We start from the raw sequence: 17,803 nt of genomic DNA, 5'->3' as shown, positions 1-17,803 counted from the left end.
CTATCCCTTTATATCCATCAATCTTTTAAAAACAAACATAGGATTGAGCGTATTAACTACTTCAAATTTAAAATACTCGTTTAAAAAATGTGCTACTTTAGCAAAAGGTGTTTGTATGCGTGTGATTTTACCATTATCAATTATAATTTTTAAAGCACCAAAAATTTCAAAATACAAATACACTTCTAAAATATTTCCATTTTTCTTAGCTTCAAATAAAGCCCTATTTCCCTCATAAACAAAAGGTATATGATAAATTCCTTCAAAAAATGCAAAAAACATTTCCTTATAAATTTCAAACTCATATGCACTTTTGCTTTCCATAAGTCTTTGAATAATGAATTTTTTATACCAAGCTTTTTCATCACCTTCTTGCAAAAGCTTTTCTATGAGTTCAGTTCCTTCTTCAAAAAGTCTAATTTTAGGCTTTTTCAAAAGATTTTTAAAAGAAATTACACCTTTATCTTCATAAACTTCAGCTAAATACTCCTCCCCTACTTCAAGCTCTATCAAACTTTTTGTTTCAAGCTTTTTAGTATTTAAAAGCAATACATAGCGATTATATGCGCGTTTTTCTAAAATTTGCATTCTTACAGGTAAGGTTGAATTGATGATATTCACCAAAGTTTCCTTAATTCTTGTGCTAAAATAAAGCCAAGCTTTTCTTTGCTTTGTTTAGAGCTTTGAGAAATACTATCTTTAGTGATAAAACAAATGCTATTTTCATCACTTCCAAAGTTCATTTGCTCATTTAAGACATTTAAACACACCATATCTAAATTTTTACTAACTAAAGATTTTTTAGCATTTTCTAAAGCATTTTGCGCGTCAAATTCCATCTTAAAGCCTATTTTTTTGCCTTTAAAATCTAAATTTTTTAAGATGTCTTCATTCAGCTTTAATTTTAAATCAAGTCCGTTTAAATGCTCATTTTTCTTAATCTTACCCTTATAAGCTTTTAGAGTAAAATCACTCACAGCAGCAGCCATAATTAAAGCATCAAAATCTTTGTATTTTTGCAATTTTTCTTTTAACTCTAAAGAAGATTTAAATTTTTCTAATTTATAAGGTGTTTTAAACTCTACTGAGCTAACTAACACTACTTTAGCACCTAAAAAATATAAAGCATCAGCAACCGCCTTTGCCATTTTTCCACTTGAAAAATTACTAATACATCTTACATCATCAATTTTTTCTTTAGTCCCACCACCGCTTACAATAAAACTTTTATCTTTAAAAAAATCTTCTTGCATTAAGCTTCTTTTTAAAGCATTTATAATGCTATCAAGCTCAGCCAAACCCCCCAAACCCTCATCTTTGCAAGCTAGAGTTTTAACTATAGGATCAATGATAATATAGCCTTGTTCTTTTAAATTTTTTAAAGAATTTTGAGTACTAAAATGTAAATACATGTTTGTATTTGCAGCGGGTGCGATTAAAAATGGTTTATTTTTATCTACTGCTATTAAAGTTTGAATAAATAAATTATCTGCTATACCATAGTTTAATTTATTGATAGAGTTTATACTAGCAGGCGCAAAAAGCACACAATCACAAGTCTTGCTAAAGGCTATATGATTATTAGTATTTTGCCAACTTTCATTATCTTCACATAAAATTTCATCTGCTAAAGCTTCAAAGCTAAGCTTAGTGCCAAATTTTAAAACTCCCAAGCTTAGCAAAACTTTAACCCTAAAACCTTCTTTTTTTAATAAAGAAATAAGCTCATAAGCTTTATAAAAGGCTATGCTTCCACTTACTGCTAGTAAGATTGTTTTCATTTTTTACCTAGTTTTTTATAGTAAAAATCTTCTATGATTTGCACTTTTGCCCTATTGATATGCAAAGAACCTTTTTCTACATCCTTGCACACAGTGCTTCCTGCTGCGATGATTACCTCATCTTTTATCTCTACTGGAGCGATAAATTGCGTATCTGAACCCACAAAAACATTTTTACCTATTTTAGTTTTATGTTTTTTAACCCCATCATAATTACAAGTGATAGTACCACAACCTATATTAGTTCCCTCATCTATCTCACAATCTCCTAAATAACTCAAATGCCCTGCTTTAACTCCATTCAATAAAGCATTTTTACATTCTACGAAATTTCCTATATGGGTATTTTTAAGCTGACATTTTGGACGCAAATGCGCTAAAGGTCCTACATCGCTATTTTCTACTATACTATCTTCAATCACACTTGAACTTTTAATGATAGAATTAATGATTTTTGATTTTCCTTCTATGCGCACATTTTCATACACTTCACACTCGCCTACAAACTCAACTTCATCTGAAATAAAAGTCGTCGCAGGCATATGAAAAATCACTCCTTGCTTCATCCATTCTTTTTTAATCGCTTCTTGCATAAGATCTTGAGCTAGGCAAAGCTCTACTTTATCATTTACCCCCATAAAATCTTGCTCATTTACAAACACCGCATCGATTTCATAGCCCTTTTCTTTTGCTAAATAAACCGCATCGGTTAAATAATACTCTTTAGCTTTATTATCATTTTTTATCAAAGGCAATACTTCTTTTAAAATTTGTGCTTTTATAGCATAAACACCGCTATTGCAGGTGTTTATAGCAAGTTCTTCTTTGCTTGCATCTTTTGTTTCTACTATTTTTTGAATTTTATTTTCTTTTAATACTATTCTTCCATAACTTTTTGGATCTTTTGCCTCAAAAACTGCCACATTAAAATCACTCTCATTTAAAGCTATTTTTTCTAAATCATCTGCTTTAACCAAAGGCATATCGCCACATAAAATCAAAACTTTTTCATGCTTACTCTCATAACCCCTTAAAGCCCCTGCAGTACCTGGAAAATTTTGCAAGTCTTGTTCTAAAAAACGTGTATTTGGAAAATGCTCTAAAACAACCTGTTCAACCTTTTCTTTTTGATGAGAAAGCACCACACATACATCATCACTAATTTTATATGCTTGTTTTAAAATATGTAAAATCATTGCTTTTGAGCAAATTTTTTGAAGCACTTTTGGATTTTGTGATTTCATACGCGTGCCAAGTCCGGCAGCCAAAATAAGCACAGAAATTTTCATAATTTACCTTTGTTTTAAAAATTATTGCTTATTTTAACAAGCTAAAGTAAAAATTATTATTTTTTATAAAATCATTTTTATTCTTTTAAGAGTAAAATTGCTAAAATAACGCTTTTAATTTTAACCAAGGAAATATTTTGAGGGTTTTACTAGCTTTATTTTTATCAAGCTTGGCTCTTTTAGGCGCTGAAGCAACCATACCAACTGTAAATTTAAGCCTAAGTGCTCCAAATAGCCCACAACAACTCGTAACAACCCTAAATATAGTCATAGTTTTAACCATACTAGCTCTTGCACCTACCATTGTTTTTGTAATGACTTCATTTTTAAGACTTGTTGTAGTATTTTCTTTTTTAAGAACAGCTCTTGGCACTCAAACTATGCCACCAAATACTATTTTGGTTACCTTAGCTTTGATTTTAACTTTTTTCATTATGGAGCCTGTGGCTACAAAATCATACAATGAAGGTATAAAACCCTATATCGCTGAACAAATAGGCTATGAAGAAGCTTTTGCTAAAGGTGTTAAGCCTTTTAAAGATTTTATGCTAAAAAACACCAGGGAAAAAGACTTAGCGCTTTTTTATAGGATTAGAAATTTAGAAAATCCAAAAACCATAGATGATGTGCCTTTAACAGTTTTAGTGCCAGCCTTTATGATAAGCGAGCTTAAAACTGCTTTTGAAATAGGCTTTTTACTTTTCTTGCCATTTTTGGTTATTGATATGGTAGTAAGCTCGGTATTAATGGCTATGGGTATGATGATGCTACCTCCTGTTATGATTTCTATGCCTTTTAAACTTTTGATATTTGTGCTTGTAGATGGATGGAATTTACTCATACAAAATTTAGTCAAAAGCTTTTTAACCTAGCAGAATAAAATGTATATTTTTTCTTCCTTATTTAGTATATTTTGTTTGCTTTTTGGTGGATATTTTGCTAAAAAAATCAAAATTTTAAAACAAAAACAAGCGCGTGCTTTTTTAGATTTTGCTATTATTTTTGCCTTGCCTTGCTTGATTTTTGAGCGTGCTTATCATTTAAATTTTGATTTTTCTTTGATTGTTATTATATTGCTTGGGTTGGGTTGTGCTATTTTTTCAGCATTATGTTGTGTATTTTTAGCTCTTTGCTTTAAATTTAGCAAAAGCACTCTTGTAAGTATTTTTTTACTTTCTAGTTTTGGAAATACTTTATTTGTAGGTATACCTATTATTAGTGGAATTTATCAAGATCCTCATTTTTTAGGCGAAATTATCCTTTATGATGCTCTTGCTACTTCTTTGCCTGTAGCCTTGCTTGCTCCCTTTATCATCTCTTTAGCTAGTGAGCAAAAGGTAAGCTTTTTACAAAATCTTAAAAAAGTTTTTACTTTTCCACCTTTTGTTGCTTTGCTTTTAGGACTTTGTTTTAAGTTTACCACACTTCCTGATTTTATCTTTGAACCTTTGCGTATGCTTGGAGCTAGTGCCACACCTATAGCACTTTTTGCCATAGGTTTAAATTTAGGCTTTTTAAGTATAAAAACTTCTTATAAAGCATATAATAGTCATTTTTGGTAAAATGATACTCACACCTTTAATCTTTTTAGTGCTTTTAAAGCTTTTAAATTTCAAATTAAATCCTAGCTCTATCATCGCCTTACTTGAATCAGCTATGCCTACTATGACAATGGTTGCAGCTATGATTATGAAAGCAAAACTTGATACAAATTTAGCAGTTAGTTCTGTGGCTTTTGGTATAGTTTTTGCCTTTATTTCTTTACCTATTTGGGTATATTTTCTAAGCTAAGGATATAAATGACATTTGCTATCTTTGGAAAATATCTTTATGATGATCTTGCTTTCACTCTTAAAGCCTATACTCAAAAAGAAAGTAAAAAAGCTTTTAAAATCATAGAAAAATACAAAAATCAATATTATTTTTTAGGTTATATTCAATATGAATTTTATAAATATTTAGAAGATAAAAATTATAAAAGTAAAGAGCCTTTTTTGTATTTTTTTGCTTTTAAATCAAAAAAAATCTTTACAAACGAAGAAAAAAATTTAGACTTTTATCCAAGCTTTCCATATAATTTAAATCAAGAAAAGTATTTTGAAAATTTTAACAAAGTTAAAGATGCTATAGCTAAAGGTCAAAGTTATCAAGTTAATCTTACTCAAGAATTACATTTACAATCAAATCTTAATATGTATGAGAGTTTTTTAAGCCTTTATCCTAAGCAAAATACCCCTTATAAAGCTTATATGAAAAATGAATTTTTAGAACTAGCTTCATTTTCACCTGAGCTTTTTTTTAAAATCAAAAATAAAAAAATCATCACAAAACCCATGAAAGGCACAATCAAACGCTCAAATAATCCAAAAGAAGATGAAAATCTAAAAAAATTTTTAAAATGCGATGAAAAAACCATTAGCGAAAATGTAATGATAGTTGATTTATTACGCAATGATATTTCAAAACTCATCAAAAAACATTCTTTAAAATGCGAACTTTTTAAGGTTAAAACCTACCCTACCTTACACCAACTTATTTCAAAAATAAGAGGAAAATTAAAGCAAAAAAATGATTATTTTAAAATTTTCAAAGCCCTTTTTCCATGTGGATCCATCACAGGTGCACCCAAAATAGAAACTATTAAACTCATAGAAAATTTAGAGCAAAGAAAACGCGGGATTTATTGTGGTGCAATAGGTTTAATCCATAAAAACAAAGCAAAATTTAGCGTAGCCATACGCACTTTAGAGAAAAAAAATAATGATGATTTTTTAAGATATGGTGTGGGAAGTGGGCTTGTGTGGGACTCACAAAAGCAAGATGAATTTGAAGAATTAAAACTAAAAAGCAAAATTTTAGAACCTAACTTTTACTTGTTTGAAACAATGTATTATAAAAATCATTCTATTTTATTTTTCAAAGAACATTTACAAAGAATTTTAAACTCAGCTAAATTTTTTGGATTTGATACTCAAAGATTAATACATGATTTTAAAAATATACTAGAGAGTAAAGATAAAAAATTCCATTTTAAATCTTTACAAAATTTTAACAATTTTGTTTTCAATCATCATCATTTTTTTACAAAAAGTAATTTTACTCAAAAAGGTTCAAAAGCTATTAAGCTAAAACTTTTTAAAAATGGCCTTTATGAGTTTGATTTTAGCAATATACAAGAAAATTCAAGTAAAAAACTACTCATAAGTAAAGACATTGTAAAAGTAAATCTTTTAACACACCATAAAACTTCTCTGCGTAGTTTATATGAAGCAAATTCTCATCTATGGAAAGAAAATATTTGCTATGATATAGTTTTTTTTGATGAAAAAGGCATACTTTGTGAGGGTTCAAGAACTAATATTATCATAAATTTAAATGATGAGTATTTTACCCCTTATGCTAAAAACTGCCTCAATGGCATTTATAGACAAGCACTCTTAAAACACAAGCTCATCAAGGAAAAAGATATCACTAAAGATGAGTTTTTAAATGCTAAAGAAATTTATGCTATTAATTCTTTAAGAGGCTTAAAAAGGGTGTTTTTGTGAAAGTTTTGATTATAGATAATTATGATTCTTTTACCTATACCATAGCCTTTTATTTAAAAGAATTAAATATTGCTTATAAAATCATCAAAAACGATAAATTTAAAAATCCAAAAAAGCTTAAAAAATATGATTTTACCCATCTTTTAATCTCCCCTGGACCAAATTCTCCAAAAGAATCAAAGTTAAGCTTAAAAGCTGTAAAATATTTTAAAAAAGATAAAAAAATTCTTGGAATTTGTCTAGGACACCAATGCATAGCACATGTTTTTGGTGGTAAAATTTCTAAACTTCCAAATCCAACTCATGGTAAGGTAAAAACTATAAAATTTAAACCAAACCCACTTTTTAAAAATCTTGAACAAAATTTTAAAATTTGTTTATATCACTCTCTTTATGTTAGCCATATAGGTAAAAAATGTGAAATTTTAGCCCAAAGTGAAGATAATATCATCATGGCTTTAAAACATAAAAAATACGACATTTATGGAGTTCAATTTCATCCTGAAGCCATACTAAGTCAAAATGGCAAAAAGCTACTTAAAAATTTTCTTGCTTTATCATTACTTTAAGTTATATTTTCTATAATAAAACAAAAAGTTTAAAAATGAAAATTTTATATTTACTTTTCTTGCCCTTATTTTTGCTAGCTAATAATCTTAAAGAATTTATAGATTTAAGTTTAAACAATGAAAATTACTTACAAAAGCAACTCCAATTTTCAAAAAGTATTTTAGAACAAGAAAGCGTGCAAAATGCTTATTTGCCAAGTTTACATTTAGGTGTTTCTTATCTTGGCTCAAACAAAGATCGCTTTATCATAGAACCCCAAGAAAGTCTAATGAGTACTCTTTCGCTTAAATTTTTACTTTTTGATGGGGGTAATAGAGAAGCAAAAATCGCTAGCATGCAAAGTCTAAAACAACTTGCTCATCTTGAAAAAGAAAACACGGCAAATTATATGGCACTTAGTGCTAGTGTTTTGTATTTTAATTATCTTAGTTTAGAAAGTATTATAGCAAGTGATAAACAAAAAGAAATTACTCTGCAAAATCAACTCAAGCGCTTAGAAAATTTTTACCAAGCTGGACTTGCTAGCCAAAGTGAGCTTGAGAGCATAAGAGCAAAATTTGAGTTAAGCTCTTATGAATTGGCTCAAAATGAATTAAAACTATATGAATTAAAAAATGAAATTTATAATCTTAGCAAAACGCATTTTACGCCTTCTTTTCAAAATATTTTACAAGAACCAAGTGCAGAAAAAAACAAAAGCTATGAAATAGCCCTTATGCAAGAAAAATTAAATTTAGAAAATTTAAAAATAGACTCTGCTAGAGCTGAGTTGTTTCCAAAAATATTTTTACAAAATAGTTTTAGTTTTTATGATATGAACTACAATCCTAAATTACCGCATGAGCTAAAATCAACAAGCGAAAGCTTTTTAAAAGAACATGGGCAAAGCAATCGTTTTATTTTAGCTTTTGAGTGGAAAATTTTTGATTTTGGCGCTAATCAAAAAGCCTTAGAAGCTCAAAAATATACAAGTAAAATCACTCAATTAGAGCTTGAAAAAACTAAAAGAAAAGTAAATATAGAACTAGATAATCTTTTACAAGAAATTGAAATTTCTAAAGTTAAAATAAAAGCATTAAATGCAAGTTTCAAAGCAGCTAACTTAGCTTTTGAGGCCATTGAGAAAAAATACACCGCAGGACTTTGCTCATATGTAGAATACCTAAATGCATTAGAATTAAAATACAAAAGTCAAAGTCAGCTTGAACTAGCTAAAAATGAACATGAAATCACAAAAGCAAGGTATTATTTTACAGCTGGAATTGATATAAAAACAAAGGTTTTAGAATGAAACTGGTATTTCTAACTTTATTTTCTCTACTCGCTTTAAAAGCTGAAGAAATTTATGCTAGTTTTGATGTGCTCGCACAAAATCAATCAAAATTATCCTTGCAAAGTGCTGGTATAGTTAAGGCAATTTATGTGAATGTTAATGATAAGGTAAAAAAAGATCAAGTTTTACTTAAACTTGAAGATTCTAGCGAGCAAATAGCCTTAAAATTAGCACAAAATGAATACAAACTTGCCACTCTTACACTAGAACATGCTAAAAGTTCTTTAGAAAAATTTAAAAAGGTACAAGAAGTTATAGATAAGCAAAGTTATGAAAATGTTTTATTTGAGTTTCAAAAAGCACAAAGCTTGCAACAAAAAGCCTTTTTAAATATACAACATTACAAAGACTTAATCGATAAAAAAACCCTAAAAGCACCTTATGATGGGATTATTTCTAACAAATATATCGACATAGGCGATGGAGCTAAGGGGATTTCTCATGTTTTATTTGATTTTTTTTCTTATCCAAAAGTAAAATTGCTTTTAAGTTTTGATGAAAAATTTAAAGATAAGATAAAAATCAATGATATTTTTATTTATAAAATAGACTCAAATGAAAAAGAATATCAAGGTAAAATCACACTTATTTATCCAAGTATAGACATAAAAACACGAAAAATTTATGCAGAAGTTGAGGCCTTAAACTTTACTCCAGGTTCTTTTGGAGAAGGAAAAATCATCACCAAGGATTAATCTTGTATCGTTTTGCTATTAATAATCCTATTGCTGTTTTGATGTTTTTTATCGCTTTGGTGATTTTTGGTACTTTTTCTATTTTTAGTATGCCCATTAATCTTTATCCAAAAGTAGATATTCCTTTGATTAAAATTACCACCACTGCGAATGGAGATTTAAAATTCATAGAATCTAAAATAACCAAAGAAATAGAAAATGCAATTTCAGATGTACAAGGGATAAAAAATATCAATTCTACAAGTTATAATAATTTTTCTATTTCTGTTGTTGAATTTGAACTAGGCAAAAACTTAGAAGTAGCTGCAAATGATATTAGAGATAAACTTAATACTATTAATCTTCCAGCAAAGCCAACTTTAGAAAAAATATCCCCTGATGCAGGATCTGTTGTATCATTATTTTTAAGTTCCAAAGATCATTTAAAACTTATGCGCAAGATTGACAATGATATAAAACCATTTTTACAAAAAATTTCAGGAGTTGGAACGATCAATGATATAGCCTTTTTAAAACCACAAGTTCAAATCAAACTCCTGCCTAATGCCTTACAAAAATACCACATTAATGCACTTGATGTAGCTAAAATCATCCAAAGCCATAATTTTAAACAATATCTAGGTGAGTTTGAAAATTCAAAAGATAATTTCACCATCAAAGGATATTTTGAAGCACAAAATTTAAAAGAGCTAGAAAATATACGCATTTTTAGTGGAATATTTTTAAAAGATATAGCAAATATTAGTTATGGCTTAGAAGATCAAAAGCAATTTGCAATGCTTGATACAAAAGATGGGGTATTACTTGAACTTAATAAAATTTCTGGTTATAACTCCTTAAAAGTTATAGAAAATATAAAAAATTCCTTAAAAACACTGCAAACAATAGCAGGCAATGAGGTAGAAATTAAAATAGTTTATGATAAAAGCCAAAATATCTTAAAACATATCAATCAAGTTATTTTTGATATGGTTTTTGGTGTGATTTTAACACTTTTAATAGTGTATGTATTTTTAAGAAATATCAGCGCGACTATTTTAGCTTTTATTGTTTTACCAACTTCAATTATTTCTAGTTTTTTTCTCATTAATCTTTTAGGTTATGATATTAATCGCTTAACCATCATAGCTCTTACTTTAAGTATAGGAATTTTTATAGATGATGCTATAGTCATCATTGAAAGTATAGCCAAAAAAGCAAAAACACTTCCTCCTTTACAAGCTTCATTTGAAGGGATCAAAGAAATAGGCTTTAGCGTCTTAAGTATTAGTGCGGTTTTATTGTGTGTGCTTATACCTATTGCTTATATGAATTCAGTTCCTGGTTTATTTTTTAATGTATTAGCTACTAGCGTTGCTTCTGGTGTGATTATAAGCTATCTTGTAAGTGTATTTTTAATACCTACCTTAAGTGCTAGATTTTTAAATACTAGCGAAAGCACATTTTATAAAAAAAGTGAATTTTTATTTATAAAACTTGACTTATTTTATGAAAAGCTACTTTATAAAGTTTTAGCTAATAAAATTAAATTTATCCTATCAACGCTTGTTGTAATTATTTTATGTTTTTCTTTAGCTCCTAAAATAGGCTTAGATTTTCTACCTATAGAAGAAGATAGTGAAATACAAGTTTTATTAGAAAGCAAAAACGACTTATCTTTAGAAGCTATGAAAGCAAAAAGTTTAAAAGTATATGAAAATATAAAGCAAGATCCAAGTGTTGCTTATGCATATTTACTTATAGGATATAATGACGCAAAAGAAATTAAAAAAGCAAAAATTTATGTAAAATTAAAACCTTTAAATGAAAGAAAATTTAGACAACCTAAGCTTATTAGCCTTTTTCAAGAAAAATTAAACTCCTATGAAGACTTAAAGATAAAAGTTTTAGAACTCCCTAAAATAGAAGGAGCAGGCATTGAAGATCCGGTTCAAATTCAAATTTTAGGTGATGATTTAAAGCTAATAAAAGAAGCCATTGATAGAATGAAAGAAGTGTTTTCAAAACACGAAGGTTTTGTTGCTATAGATGATAATGAAGGGGATTTAAAAGAAGAGATTGCTATTAACATCAATAGAGAAAAAGCTGCCAAACTTGGTATTAACCCTCAAGAACTTGCTTATGTCTTGGCTTATTCATTTGGAAATTTAAGTGTTGGAAATATGGATTATAAAAATTTTAAAGATGAAATTATCCTTAGCTTTGATGAAGCTTTTAAGCAAAATCCAACTAGTTTAGAGCTAATAGAACTTAAAAATCATAACAATGAAAGTATAAAACTTGCTAGTATTGCTAGCTTTTCTTATAAAAAAGATCTTTCTTTAATTAACAGACACAATAAAACTACTAGTATAAAACTCACTTCAAGCATAGAAAACATTTCTTTAGGTGAAGTAAGAAAAATTTTTGAGTCCAATTTAGCTTATATTTTAGGAAAAAATAACCTATCTTTTGCTTATTCTGGCTTTTTGGATTTTTTAGATGATACCATTAGTGGATTTTTGTTTTCTATATCTTTGGGGATGATTTTGATTTATTTAATCCTTGCTTCTTTGTATTCAAGTTTAATACTTCCTTTAATCATCATGATAAGCATGCCTTTGGCTTTTGGTGGAGCTTGTTTTGGAATTTTTATCACAGGAAATCACTTTTCTTTATTTGTACTTGTAGCTATTATTTTGCTTTTTGGAATGGTAGGAAAAAATGCTATATTATTAGTAGATGTGGCTAATAAAAAATGCGATGAAGGTATGGAAGTAGAAAAAGCGCTAATTTATGCAGGAAAAAGTCGTTTAAGAGCCATTTTAATGACAACTTTTGCGATGATTTTTTCCATGCTTCCACTAGCACTTTCAAGGGGTTCTGGTTTTGAAGGAAATTCTCCTATGGCTATTGCTATTATATTTGGTCTTATTAGCTCAACCTTACTTACACTTTTAGTAGTGCCAGCTTTATTTAAATTTGCTCACAATTTAGATGTGAAAATTAAAAAAATCTACCAAAGAGAGAAAATTTAATTAAAAACTCTCATATTCTTTAGCTATAAAAACTTCATCATCTTTTACAATTAATGGGCGTTTTATAAGCGTTGGGTTTTGCAAAATCATCACTTTAATTTCATCTTGGTTTAAATTTTGAAGTTTTTCTTTACTTAAGCCTAATTTTCTAGCACTCATACCCGCTGTATTTACAAGCTCTAAAACACTCCTTTTGCCAAGCCAAAAATCCAAAGTTTCTTCATCTAGCTTTTTAATATCTAAAAATTCAAATTCAATTTTCTTAGAATTTAAATAATCCATAGCTTTTTTAACACTATTGCAATTTTTAATACCATAAAATTTTAACATTTTCTTGCCTTTTTAACTAAGTCTGCTATGATAAATGCTAATTCTAAAGCTTGGTCAGCATTTAATCTTGGATCACATTGTGTTTCATAGCGTTTAGAAAGTTCTTCTTGAGTGATATTTAAAGAACCTCCTACACATTCTGTTACATTTTGCCCTGTCATTTCCAAATGTACCCCACCAGGATATACTCCCTCACTTATAGCTATTTCAAAAAATGCACGCACTTCTTGAATGATTTTATCAAATTCTCTTGTTTTAAAATTACCTGATTTAACTGTGTTTGCATGCATAGGATCTATGCTATAAAGTATATTAAATCCTTCTTGTTTTAACTCTTTAAATAATTTTGGCAAGGCATTTTCTATCTTATCACATCCCATACGAATGATAAAATTTAATCTTCCTGCTTCATTATGTGGATTTAAAATACTTACTAGCTTTTTAATCTCATCTAAATCATAATTAGCACTAAGTTTAACACCAAGTGGATTTTTCACACCGCTTAAAAAATGCACATGTGCTTCATCTGCCTTTCTAGTACGTTCACCTATCCAAAGCATATGTGCTGAACAATCATAAATTTCCCCGCTTAAACTATCTACCCTAGTTAAAGCTTCTTCATAAGGCAAAAGCAAGGCTTCATGAGAAGTATAAAAGGCTGTTTGAGAAAGATTTGGAGTATCAGTGATACCACAAGCTTGCATAAAAGCTAAAGCTTGAGTGATTTTTTCACTAAGTTCATCATATTTTCTCCCAAGTTCTGCTTTTTTTAAAAAACCCAAATTCCACTTATGCACTACTCTTAAATCCGCTAAACCACCTCTTGAAAAAGCTCTTAATAAATTTAAAGTTGTAGCACTTTGATAATACGCTTCTAGCATTCTTTTAGGATCGGCTATTCTTGATTTTTCATTAAATTCAAAACCATTAATAATATCCCCGCGATAACTTGGAAGCTTTACTCCTTCAATTTCTTCAAAATCACTACTTCTTGGCTTTGCAAATTGTCCCGCAACGCGCCCTACTTTAACTATAGGGCAAGATCCTGCAAAAGTAAGCACTATAGCCATTTGAAGCATAACTTTGAACATATCTCTTATATTATCAGCACCAAAATTTACAAAACTCTCTGCGCAATCTCCTCCTTGGAGTAAAAATGCTTGAGAATTTACAACCTTAGCAAGAGATTTTTTTAATTTATCCACCTCACCTGCAAAAACAAGCGGTGGTAATTTTTCTAATTTTTTAACAACATCTTGCAATTCATTTTTATCAGGATATTGTGGTTGTTGCTGAATTTTATAATTTTTCCAAGAATCTTTAGTCCATTTCATAGCTTAACTTCCTAATTTTAGTAAGCTAAAATTATACAAAATGAGGCTTAAATTAAGATTTTAAAACACTTTCAACGCGTTCAAGACTATCTTGCTTATACAAAGTTAAGCGCACTATAGAATCTTCTAGCGCTAAAAGATTATGAACCTCATGATCTTTTAAACTTATACTATCTAGCGTTTTAAGTAAAATTTTTTGGTTTAAAACTCCAAAATCAATGGAGCCTTTTAATACTTATATGGTAATATCAAAAGGCGCTTTATGATCTTTCATAAAGCTATCTTTTGACATAGTTATGCAGATTTCTTTAGCATAAGCATTTTCTATTTTCTTAGATATATTTATGCCGTTTTGAATTTCTTGCTCCCAAGAAATTACTTCATATATTTGAGTTCTAAATTTCACTTTTATTTTTTAAGTTCTTTAATACGAGCAGCCTTACCTCTTCTATCTCTTAGGTAGAATAATCTAGCACGGCGCACACGACCTCTTCTTAATACTGTAATACTTTCTAAACTTTCACTATAAATAGGGAAAATTCTTTCAACGCCTACATTATTAGCGCCGATTTTACGTACGATGAAAGTTTCATCTACACCATTTCCTCTACGTGCTATACAAATACCTTCAAAATTTTGAATTCTTGTTTTATCGCCTTCTTTAATGCGAATAGCAAGTCTTAAAGTATCTCCAGCACGAAATTCTGGAACATTTTTACCTTCAATTTGTTTTTGCTCAAATTGCTCAATGTATTTATTTTTCATAACGATATTCCTTAAAATTTGCGTTCATGCTTTTGATACAAATCAGGACGAAAATATTTCGTTTTGCAAGACGCCAAAGTAGTTTTTAAAGCTGTGATTTTAGCGTGATTTCCCTTTAAAAACTCTGAAGGCACATAAAATTTTTTATTTTCCTTTTCAAAAATAAAAGGTTTAGAAAACGATGGGGCTTCTAATAAGTCATTTTCAAAACTTTCTTCACTTAAGCTTTCACTATTTCCAAGAACATCTTGAATATTTCTGCTAATAGCATCACACATCACCAAAGACGCTAGCTCTCCACCTGTAAGTATAAAATCACCTATAGAAAATACCTCATTAGCAAATTCTTCCACAATGCGCTCATCCAAACCCTCATATCTACTACTTACAAAGCAAACATGGTCTTTCTTACTTAATCTTTTAGCATCAGTTTGTTTAAAAGTCTTAGCACAAGGCAAAAGAAAAACAAAATGAACATTTTTATCTTGCTTTTTAATATGCCTTAAGCAATCATACAAAGGCTGAGCTTGTAATAAAAGCCCTGCGCCTCCTCCTATTTTATAATCATCTACTTTAAAGTGCTTGTTTGTGGTAAAATTTCTAGGATTAACAAAAGCAAATTCTAATATCCCTTTTTCTTTTGCTCTTGCTAAAATAGAAGTTTGAAAATAAGGCTCAATAAGCTCTGGGAATAAACTTACAAAAGTATATTTCATGAATTTTCTAAAATATCTAAAGCAGATTGTGTGAATATCTTTTTATTTTCTACATCAACTTTTTGAATATATTTATCAACATAAGGAATATAAAAGTTTTTAACCTTTGTTTGTAGTTTTTCATCGCATTTTATACAAAATAAAAATCCTGCTCCATTTTCTAAAATGTCTTCAACTACACCTAGTTTTTGCTCATTTTCAATAACATCACATCCAATTATGTCAAAATAAAAATACTCATCTTTTTTTAATTTACAAGTTTCTTTTGTGGCTTCAATAGTTTGAAAAAGAGTAATATTGGTTAAGGTTTTAGCAGTCTCAACACTCTCAAATCCTTCAAATAAAACTAAAGATCTAGTTTTATCAAAAGCCTTTATGGTGTAAATTTTTTGATTAATATCAAAAAATTTAGCACCTATTTTAAACTGCTCATAAAAATCACTAAGATTATGTAATTTTACATAACCTTTTAAACCAACACTTTTCCCAAGTTTAGCAACTTGGATCAAATCATTCTTCAATGGCTTTTACCGTTATACGATATGAAGTTGCATCTTTAACTTTATAAGCCATAATGACTGTTTTTATTGCGTTGATTAATTTTCCATTTTTTCCGATCAACTTACCAGTATCAGATGGATCGACATAAATGATAATTTCAGCAAAATTATTTTCTAAATTTTGTCTTTGTATATCAACTTTTTCAGGAAAATCAACAATTAATTTTGCGTATTCTCTTAAAAAATTTTCAACCATTTTTATTTGCTTGTAATAGCTGCTACTCTATCGCTTAATTTAGCACCTACGCTTTTCCAATAAGCTAAACGCTCAGCATCAAATTTTACCACTTCAGGTTCAACCATAGGATTGTAATATCCAATGCTTTCTATCCAACTACCATCGCGTCTTTTTCTACTATCAGTTACAACTATACGATAAAATGGTCTTTTTTTACGTCCCATTTTTGTAAGTCTGATTACTGTCATTTTAATACTCCTAAAAAAATTAAAATTTTGTTATAGATATTTTAACTCATATATCCATAAAAAAGCTTTAATTATTGCGGTCTTTTAGCTTGCTGCAACATATTCATAAAGTTTTCCATTCCTTTTTTATTTGAAAATTTCTTTGCCAACTTAGCTGCATTACTAAATTGTTTTAAAAAGCGATTTACTTCCATTTGAGATAAACCAGCACCCTCTGCAATACGACGCTTTCTTGCGTTATTTAACAAATCAGGATTTTCTCTTTCTTTTGGCGTCATTGATGAAATCATTGCCTTAATATGAATAATTTCTTTAGAATTATCCAAGTCAATATCTTTAATATTTGCTGCCATAGATGATAAACCAGGTATCATACCAATGATTGATTTCATACTACCAAGTTTTTTAACACTTTCCATTTGATTTAAAAAGTCATTAAAATTAAATTCACCTTTTTTAATTTTCTTATTAAGTTTTTTTGCTTCTTTTTCATCAATAATGGTAGCAGTTTTTTCAGCCAAAGTCGCTAAATCACCCTCGCCCATGATACGATTAACAATCCTATCAGGGATAAACACTTCCAAATCAGCTACTTTCTCACCAACACCTATAAATCTTAAAGGCACACCAATTTGTTTTGCTATACCTAGCGCAACACCACCTTTAGTATCTGCATCAAATTTACTTAAAATAACCCCTGTAATTTCTAAAGCCTCATTAAAACTACTTGCAGTTTTAACTCCATCTTGACCACTCATAGCATCAGCTACATAAAATACTTCATCAGGATTTAAAATAGCTTTTACTTCTTTAAGCTCATTCATCAAAGCCGTATCAATTGCTAAACGGCCGGCAGTATCTACAAGCAAAACATCATACATAGAATTTTTTGCTTTTTCTAAAGCTTGTTTAGCAACATTTAAAGGATTACTTTCATTTTCTATAAAAAATAAATCAAGCTCATTAGCTTGAGTGAGTTGTCTTAATTGCTCTACCGCAGCTAATCTTTGCAAATCACATGCAGCAATTAATACTTTTTTATTTCTTAGTTTTAAGTAATTAGCAATTTTTACCGTAGTAGTAGTTTTACCACCACCTTGCAAACCACACATCAAAACAACCGTAGGTGGCTTACTAGCAAATACAAAACCTTGATTTTTACCTTTAACACTAAGAATTTCTTCTAAATTTTTCTTAATTGAGTCTAAAAATTGTTTTTGACCTATGCCATTAGTTTTTACATCATTTTCTACTAAAGTAAGTAATTCTTTAGTAACTTTATGATGTACATCTGCTTTTAAAAGGGCTTTTTTTAAAGTGTCAAGAGCATTTTTTAAAGCTTTTTCATCATCAACAAAACGAAGTTTATTAACTGCGGATTTAAATGACTCACTAACTATTTCAAACACTTTATTTTCCCTTTATTAAAATTTTAAAAA

Annotated in this window: 18 protein-coding genes and 1 pseudogene; 7 read left to right on the top strand and 12 right to left on the bottom strand. The window is 29.0% G+C overall.

The genetic code is table 11. The annotated features are described in order from the left end of the window. The 3 genes from L8V82_RS00565 to glmU are packed head-to-tail and all read right to left on the bottom strand — an operon-like array spanning nucleotide 1 to nucleotide 3,070. Nucleotides 1-621, bottom strand: coding sequence for a hypothetical protein (locus L8V82_RS00565; RefSeq protein WP_263664407.1), 621 nt, complete (start codon nucleotides 619-621; stop codon nucleotides 1-3). After that, nucleotides 618-1,781 carry a bifunctional phosphopantothenoylcysteine decarboxylase/phosphopantothenate--cysteine ligase CoaBC gene (gene coaBC, locus L8V82_RS00560; protein ID WP_263723634.1) on the bottom strand — a complete coding sequence of 388 codons (1,164 nt, stop codon included), beginning with the start codon at nucleotides 1,779-1,781 and terminating at the stop codon, nucleotides 618-620. Before coaBC ends, L8V82_RS00565 begins: the two co-directional genes overlap by 4 nt. Continuing rightward, the gene (gene glmU, locus L8V82_RS00555; protein WP_257938473.1) at nucleotides 1,778-3,070 is read right to left on the bottom strand and encodes a bifunctional UDP-N-acetylglucosamine diphosphorylase/glucosamine-1-phosphate N-acetyltransferase GlmU; all 1,293 of its coding nucleotides are present in this window, start codon (nucleotides 3,068-3,070) and stop codon (nucleotides 1,778-1,780) included. Before glmU ends, coaBC begins: the two co-directional genes overlap by 4 nt. 137 nt (nucleotides 3,071-3,207) lie before the next feature. On the opposite strand from glmU, the gene fliP reads away from it, so the two are divergent. The 7 genes and pseudogenes from fliP (at nucleotide 3,208) to L8V82_RS00520 (ending at nucleotide 12,233) form a co-directional block, all read left to right on the top strand. After that, nucleotides 3,208-3,942, top strand: a complete 735-nt coding sequence (gene fliP / locus L8V82_RS00550; protein WP_012661688.1) for a flagellar type III secretion system pore protein FliP — start codon at nucleotides 3,208-3,210, stop codon at nucleotides 3,940-3,942. 9 nt (nucleotides 3,943-3,951) lie between these two features. Then, nucleotides 3,952-4,861, top strand: a pseudogene (locus L8V82_RS00545) (AEC family transporter). Between the two features lie 8 nt (nucleotides 4,862-4,869). Then, on the top strand, nucleotides 4,870-6,618 hold the full coding sequence (locus L8V82_RS00540) for a bifunctional anthranilate synthase component I family protein/class IV aminotransferase (RefSeq protein WP_263723633.1): 1,749 nt from the start codon (nucleotides 4,870-4,872) through the stop codon (nucleotides 6,616-6,618). Then, a complete protein-coding gene (locus tag L8V82_RS00535; protein ID WP_263723632.1) occupies nucleotides 6,615-7,187 on the top strand; it encodes an anthranilate synthase component II in 573 nt (190 codons plus the stop codon). Before L8V82_RS00540 ends, L8V82_RS00535 begins: the two co-directional genes overlap by 4 nt. A 35-nt stretch (nucleotides 7,188-7,222) precedes the next feature. Next, the gene (locus L8V82_RS00530; RefSeq protein ID WP_263723631.1) at nucleotides 7,223-8,479 is read left to right on the top strand and encodes a TolC family protein; all 1,257 of its coding nucleotides are present in this window, start codon (nucleotides 7,223-7,225) and stop codon (nucleotides 8,477-8,479) included. Next, nucleotides 8,476-9,216, top strand: a complete 741-nt coding sequence (locus L8V82_RS00525) for an efflux RND transporter periplasmic adaptor subunit (RefSeq protein WP_263723630.1) — start codon at nucleotides 8,476-8,478, stop codon at nucleotides 9,214-9,216. The genes L8V82_RS00530 and L8V82_RS00525 overlap by 4 nt, the downstream gene beginning before the upstream one ends. Nucleotides 9,217-9,218: 2 nt before the next feature. Beyond that, complete coding sequence (locus L8V82_RS00520) at nucleotides 9,219-12,233, top strand: efflux RND transporter permease subunit (protein ID WP_263723629.1); 3,015 nt, start codon at nucleotides 9,219-9,221, stop codon at nucleotides 12,231-12,233. Here L8V82_RS00520 and L8V82_RS00515 read toward each other — a convergent pair whose 3' ends face one another. The 9 genes from L8V82_RS00515 to ffh form a co-directional block, all read right to left on the bottom strand. Next, on the bottom strand, nucleotides 12,234-12,563 hold the full coding sequence (locus L8V82_RS00515; RefSeq protein WP_263723628.1) for an ArsC/Spx/MgsR family protein: 330 nt from the start codon (nucleotides 12,561-12,563) through the stop codon (nucleotides 12,234-12,236). Then, complete coding sequence (locus tag L8V82_RS00510) at nucleotides 12,557-13,897, bottom strand: class II 3-deoxy-7-phosphoheptulonate synthase (RefSeq protein ID WP_263723627.1); 1,341 nt, start codon at nucleotides 13,895-13,897, stop codon at nucleotides 12,557-12,559. Before L8V82_RS00510 ends, L8V82_RS00515 begins: the two co-directional genes overlap by 7 nt. 235 nt (nucleotides 13,898-14,132) lie before the next feature. Continuing rightward, nucleotides 14,133-14,303 carry a hypothetical protein gene (locus L8V82_RS00505; RefSeq protein WP_263723626.1) on the bottom strand — a complete coding sequence of 57 codons (171 nt, stop codon included), beginning with the start codon at nucleotides 14,301-14,303 and terminating at the stop codon, nucleotides 14,133-14,135. Between the two features lie 2 nt (nucleotides 14,304-14,305). Beyond that, entirely contained in the window at nucleotides 14,306-14,662 is a 357-nt protein-coding gene (gene rplS / locus L8V82_RS00500) for a 50S ribosomal protein L19 (protein WP_012661698.1), read from the bottom strand. Nucleotides 14,663-14,673: 11 nt separating this feature from the next. After that, entirely contained in the window at nucleotides 14,674-15,378 is a 705-nt protein-coding gene (gene trmD / locus L8V82_RS00495; RefSeq protein WP_263723625.1) for a tRNA (guanosine(37)-N1)-methyltransferase TrmD, read from the bottom strand. Then, nucleotides 15,375-15,899 (bottom strand): ribosome maturation factor RimM, encoded by a 525-nt coding sequence (rimM, locus tag L8V82_RS00490; protein WP_263723624.1) that lies wholly within the window; start codon nucleotides 15,897-15,899, stop codon nucleotides 15,375-15,377. Before rimM ends, trmD begins: the two co-directional genes overlap by 4 nt. Then, nucleotides 15,889-16,134 (bottom strand): KH domain-containing protein, encoded by a 246-nt coding sequence (locus L8V82_RS00485; protein ID WP_012661701.1) that lies wholly within the window; start codon nucleotides 16,132-16,134, stop codon nucleotides 15,889-15,891. The genes rimM and L8V82_RS00485 overlap by 11 nt, the downstream gene beginning before the upstream one ends. A 2-nt stretch (nucleotides 16,135-16,136) precedes the next feature. Beyond that, the gene (rpsP, locus tag L8V82_RS00480; RefSeq protein ID WP_012661702.1) at nucleotides 16,137-16,364 is read right to left on the bottom strand and encodes a 30S ribosomal protein S16; all 228 of its coding nucleotides are present in this window, start codon (nucleotides 16,362-16,364) and stop codon (nucleotides 16,137-16,139) included. A 71-nt stretch (nucleotides 16,365-16,435) separates the two neighbouring features. Next, nucleotides 16,436-17,773 (bottom strand): signal recognition particle protein, encoded by a 1,338-nt coding sequence (ffh, locus tag L8V82_RS00475; protein WP_263723623.1) that lies wholly within the window; start codon nucleotides 17,771-17,773, stop codon nucleotides 16,436-16,438. Nucleotides 17,774-17,803 lie beyond the last annotated feature (30 nt).

Source organism: Campylobacter sp. IFREMER_LSEM_CL2151, from assembly GCF_025771725.1.
Classification (GTDB): Bacteria; Campylobacterota; Campylobacteria; order Campylobacterales; family Campylobacteraceae; genus Campylobacter_D; species Campylobacter_D lari_C.
Note: the sequence above shows the minus strand (reverse complement) of the source record. Positions and strands in the feature narration are given on the sequence as shown.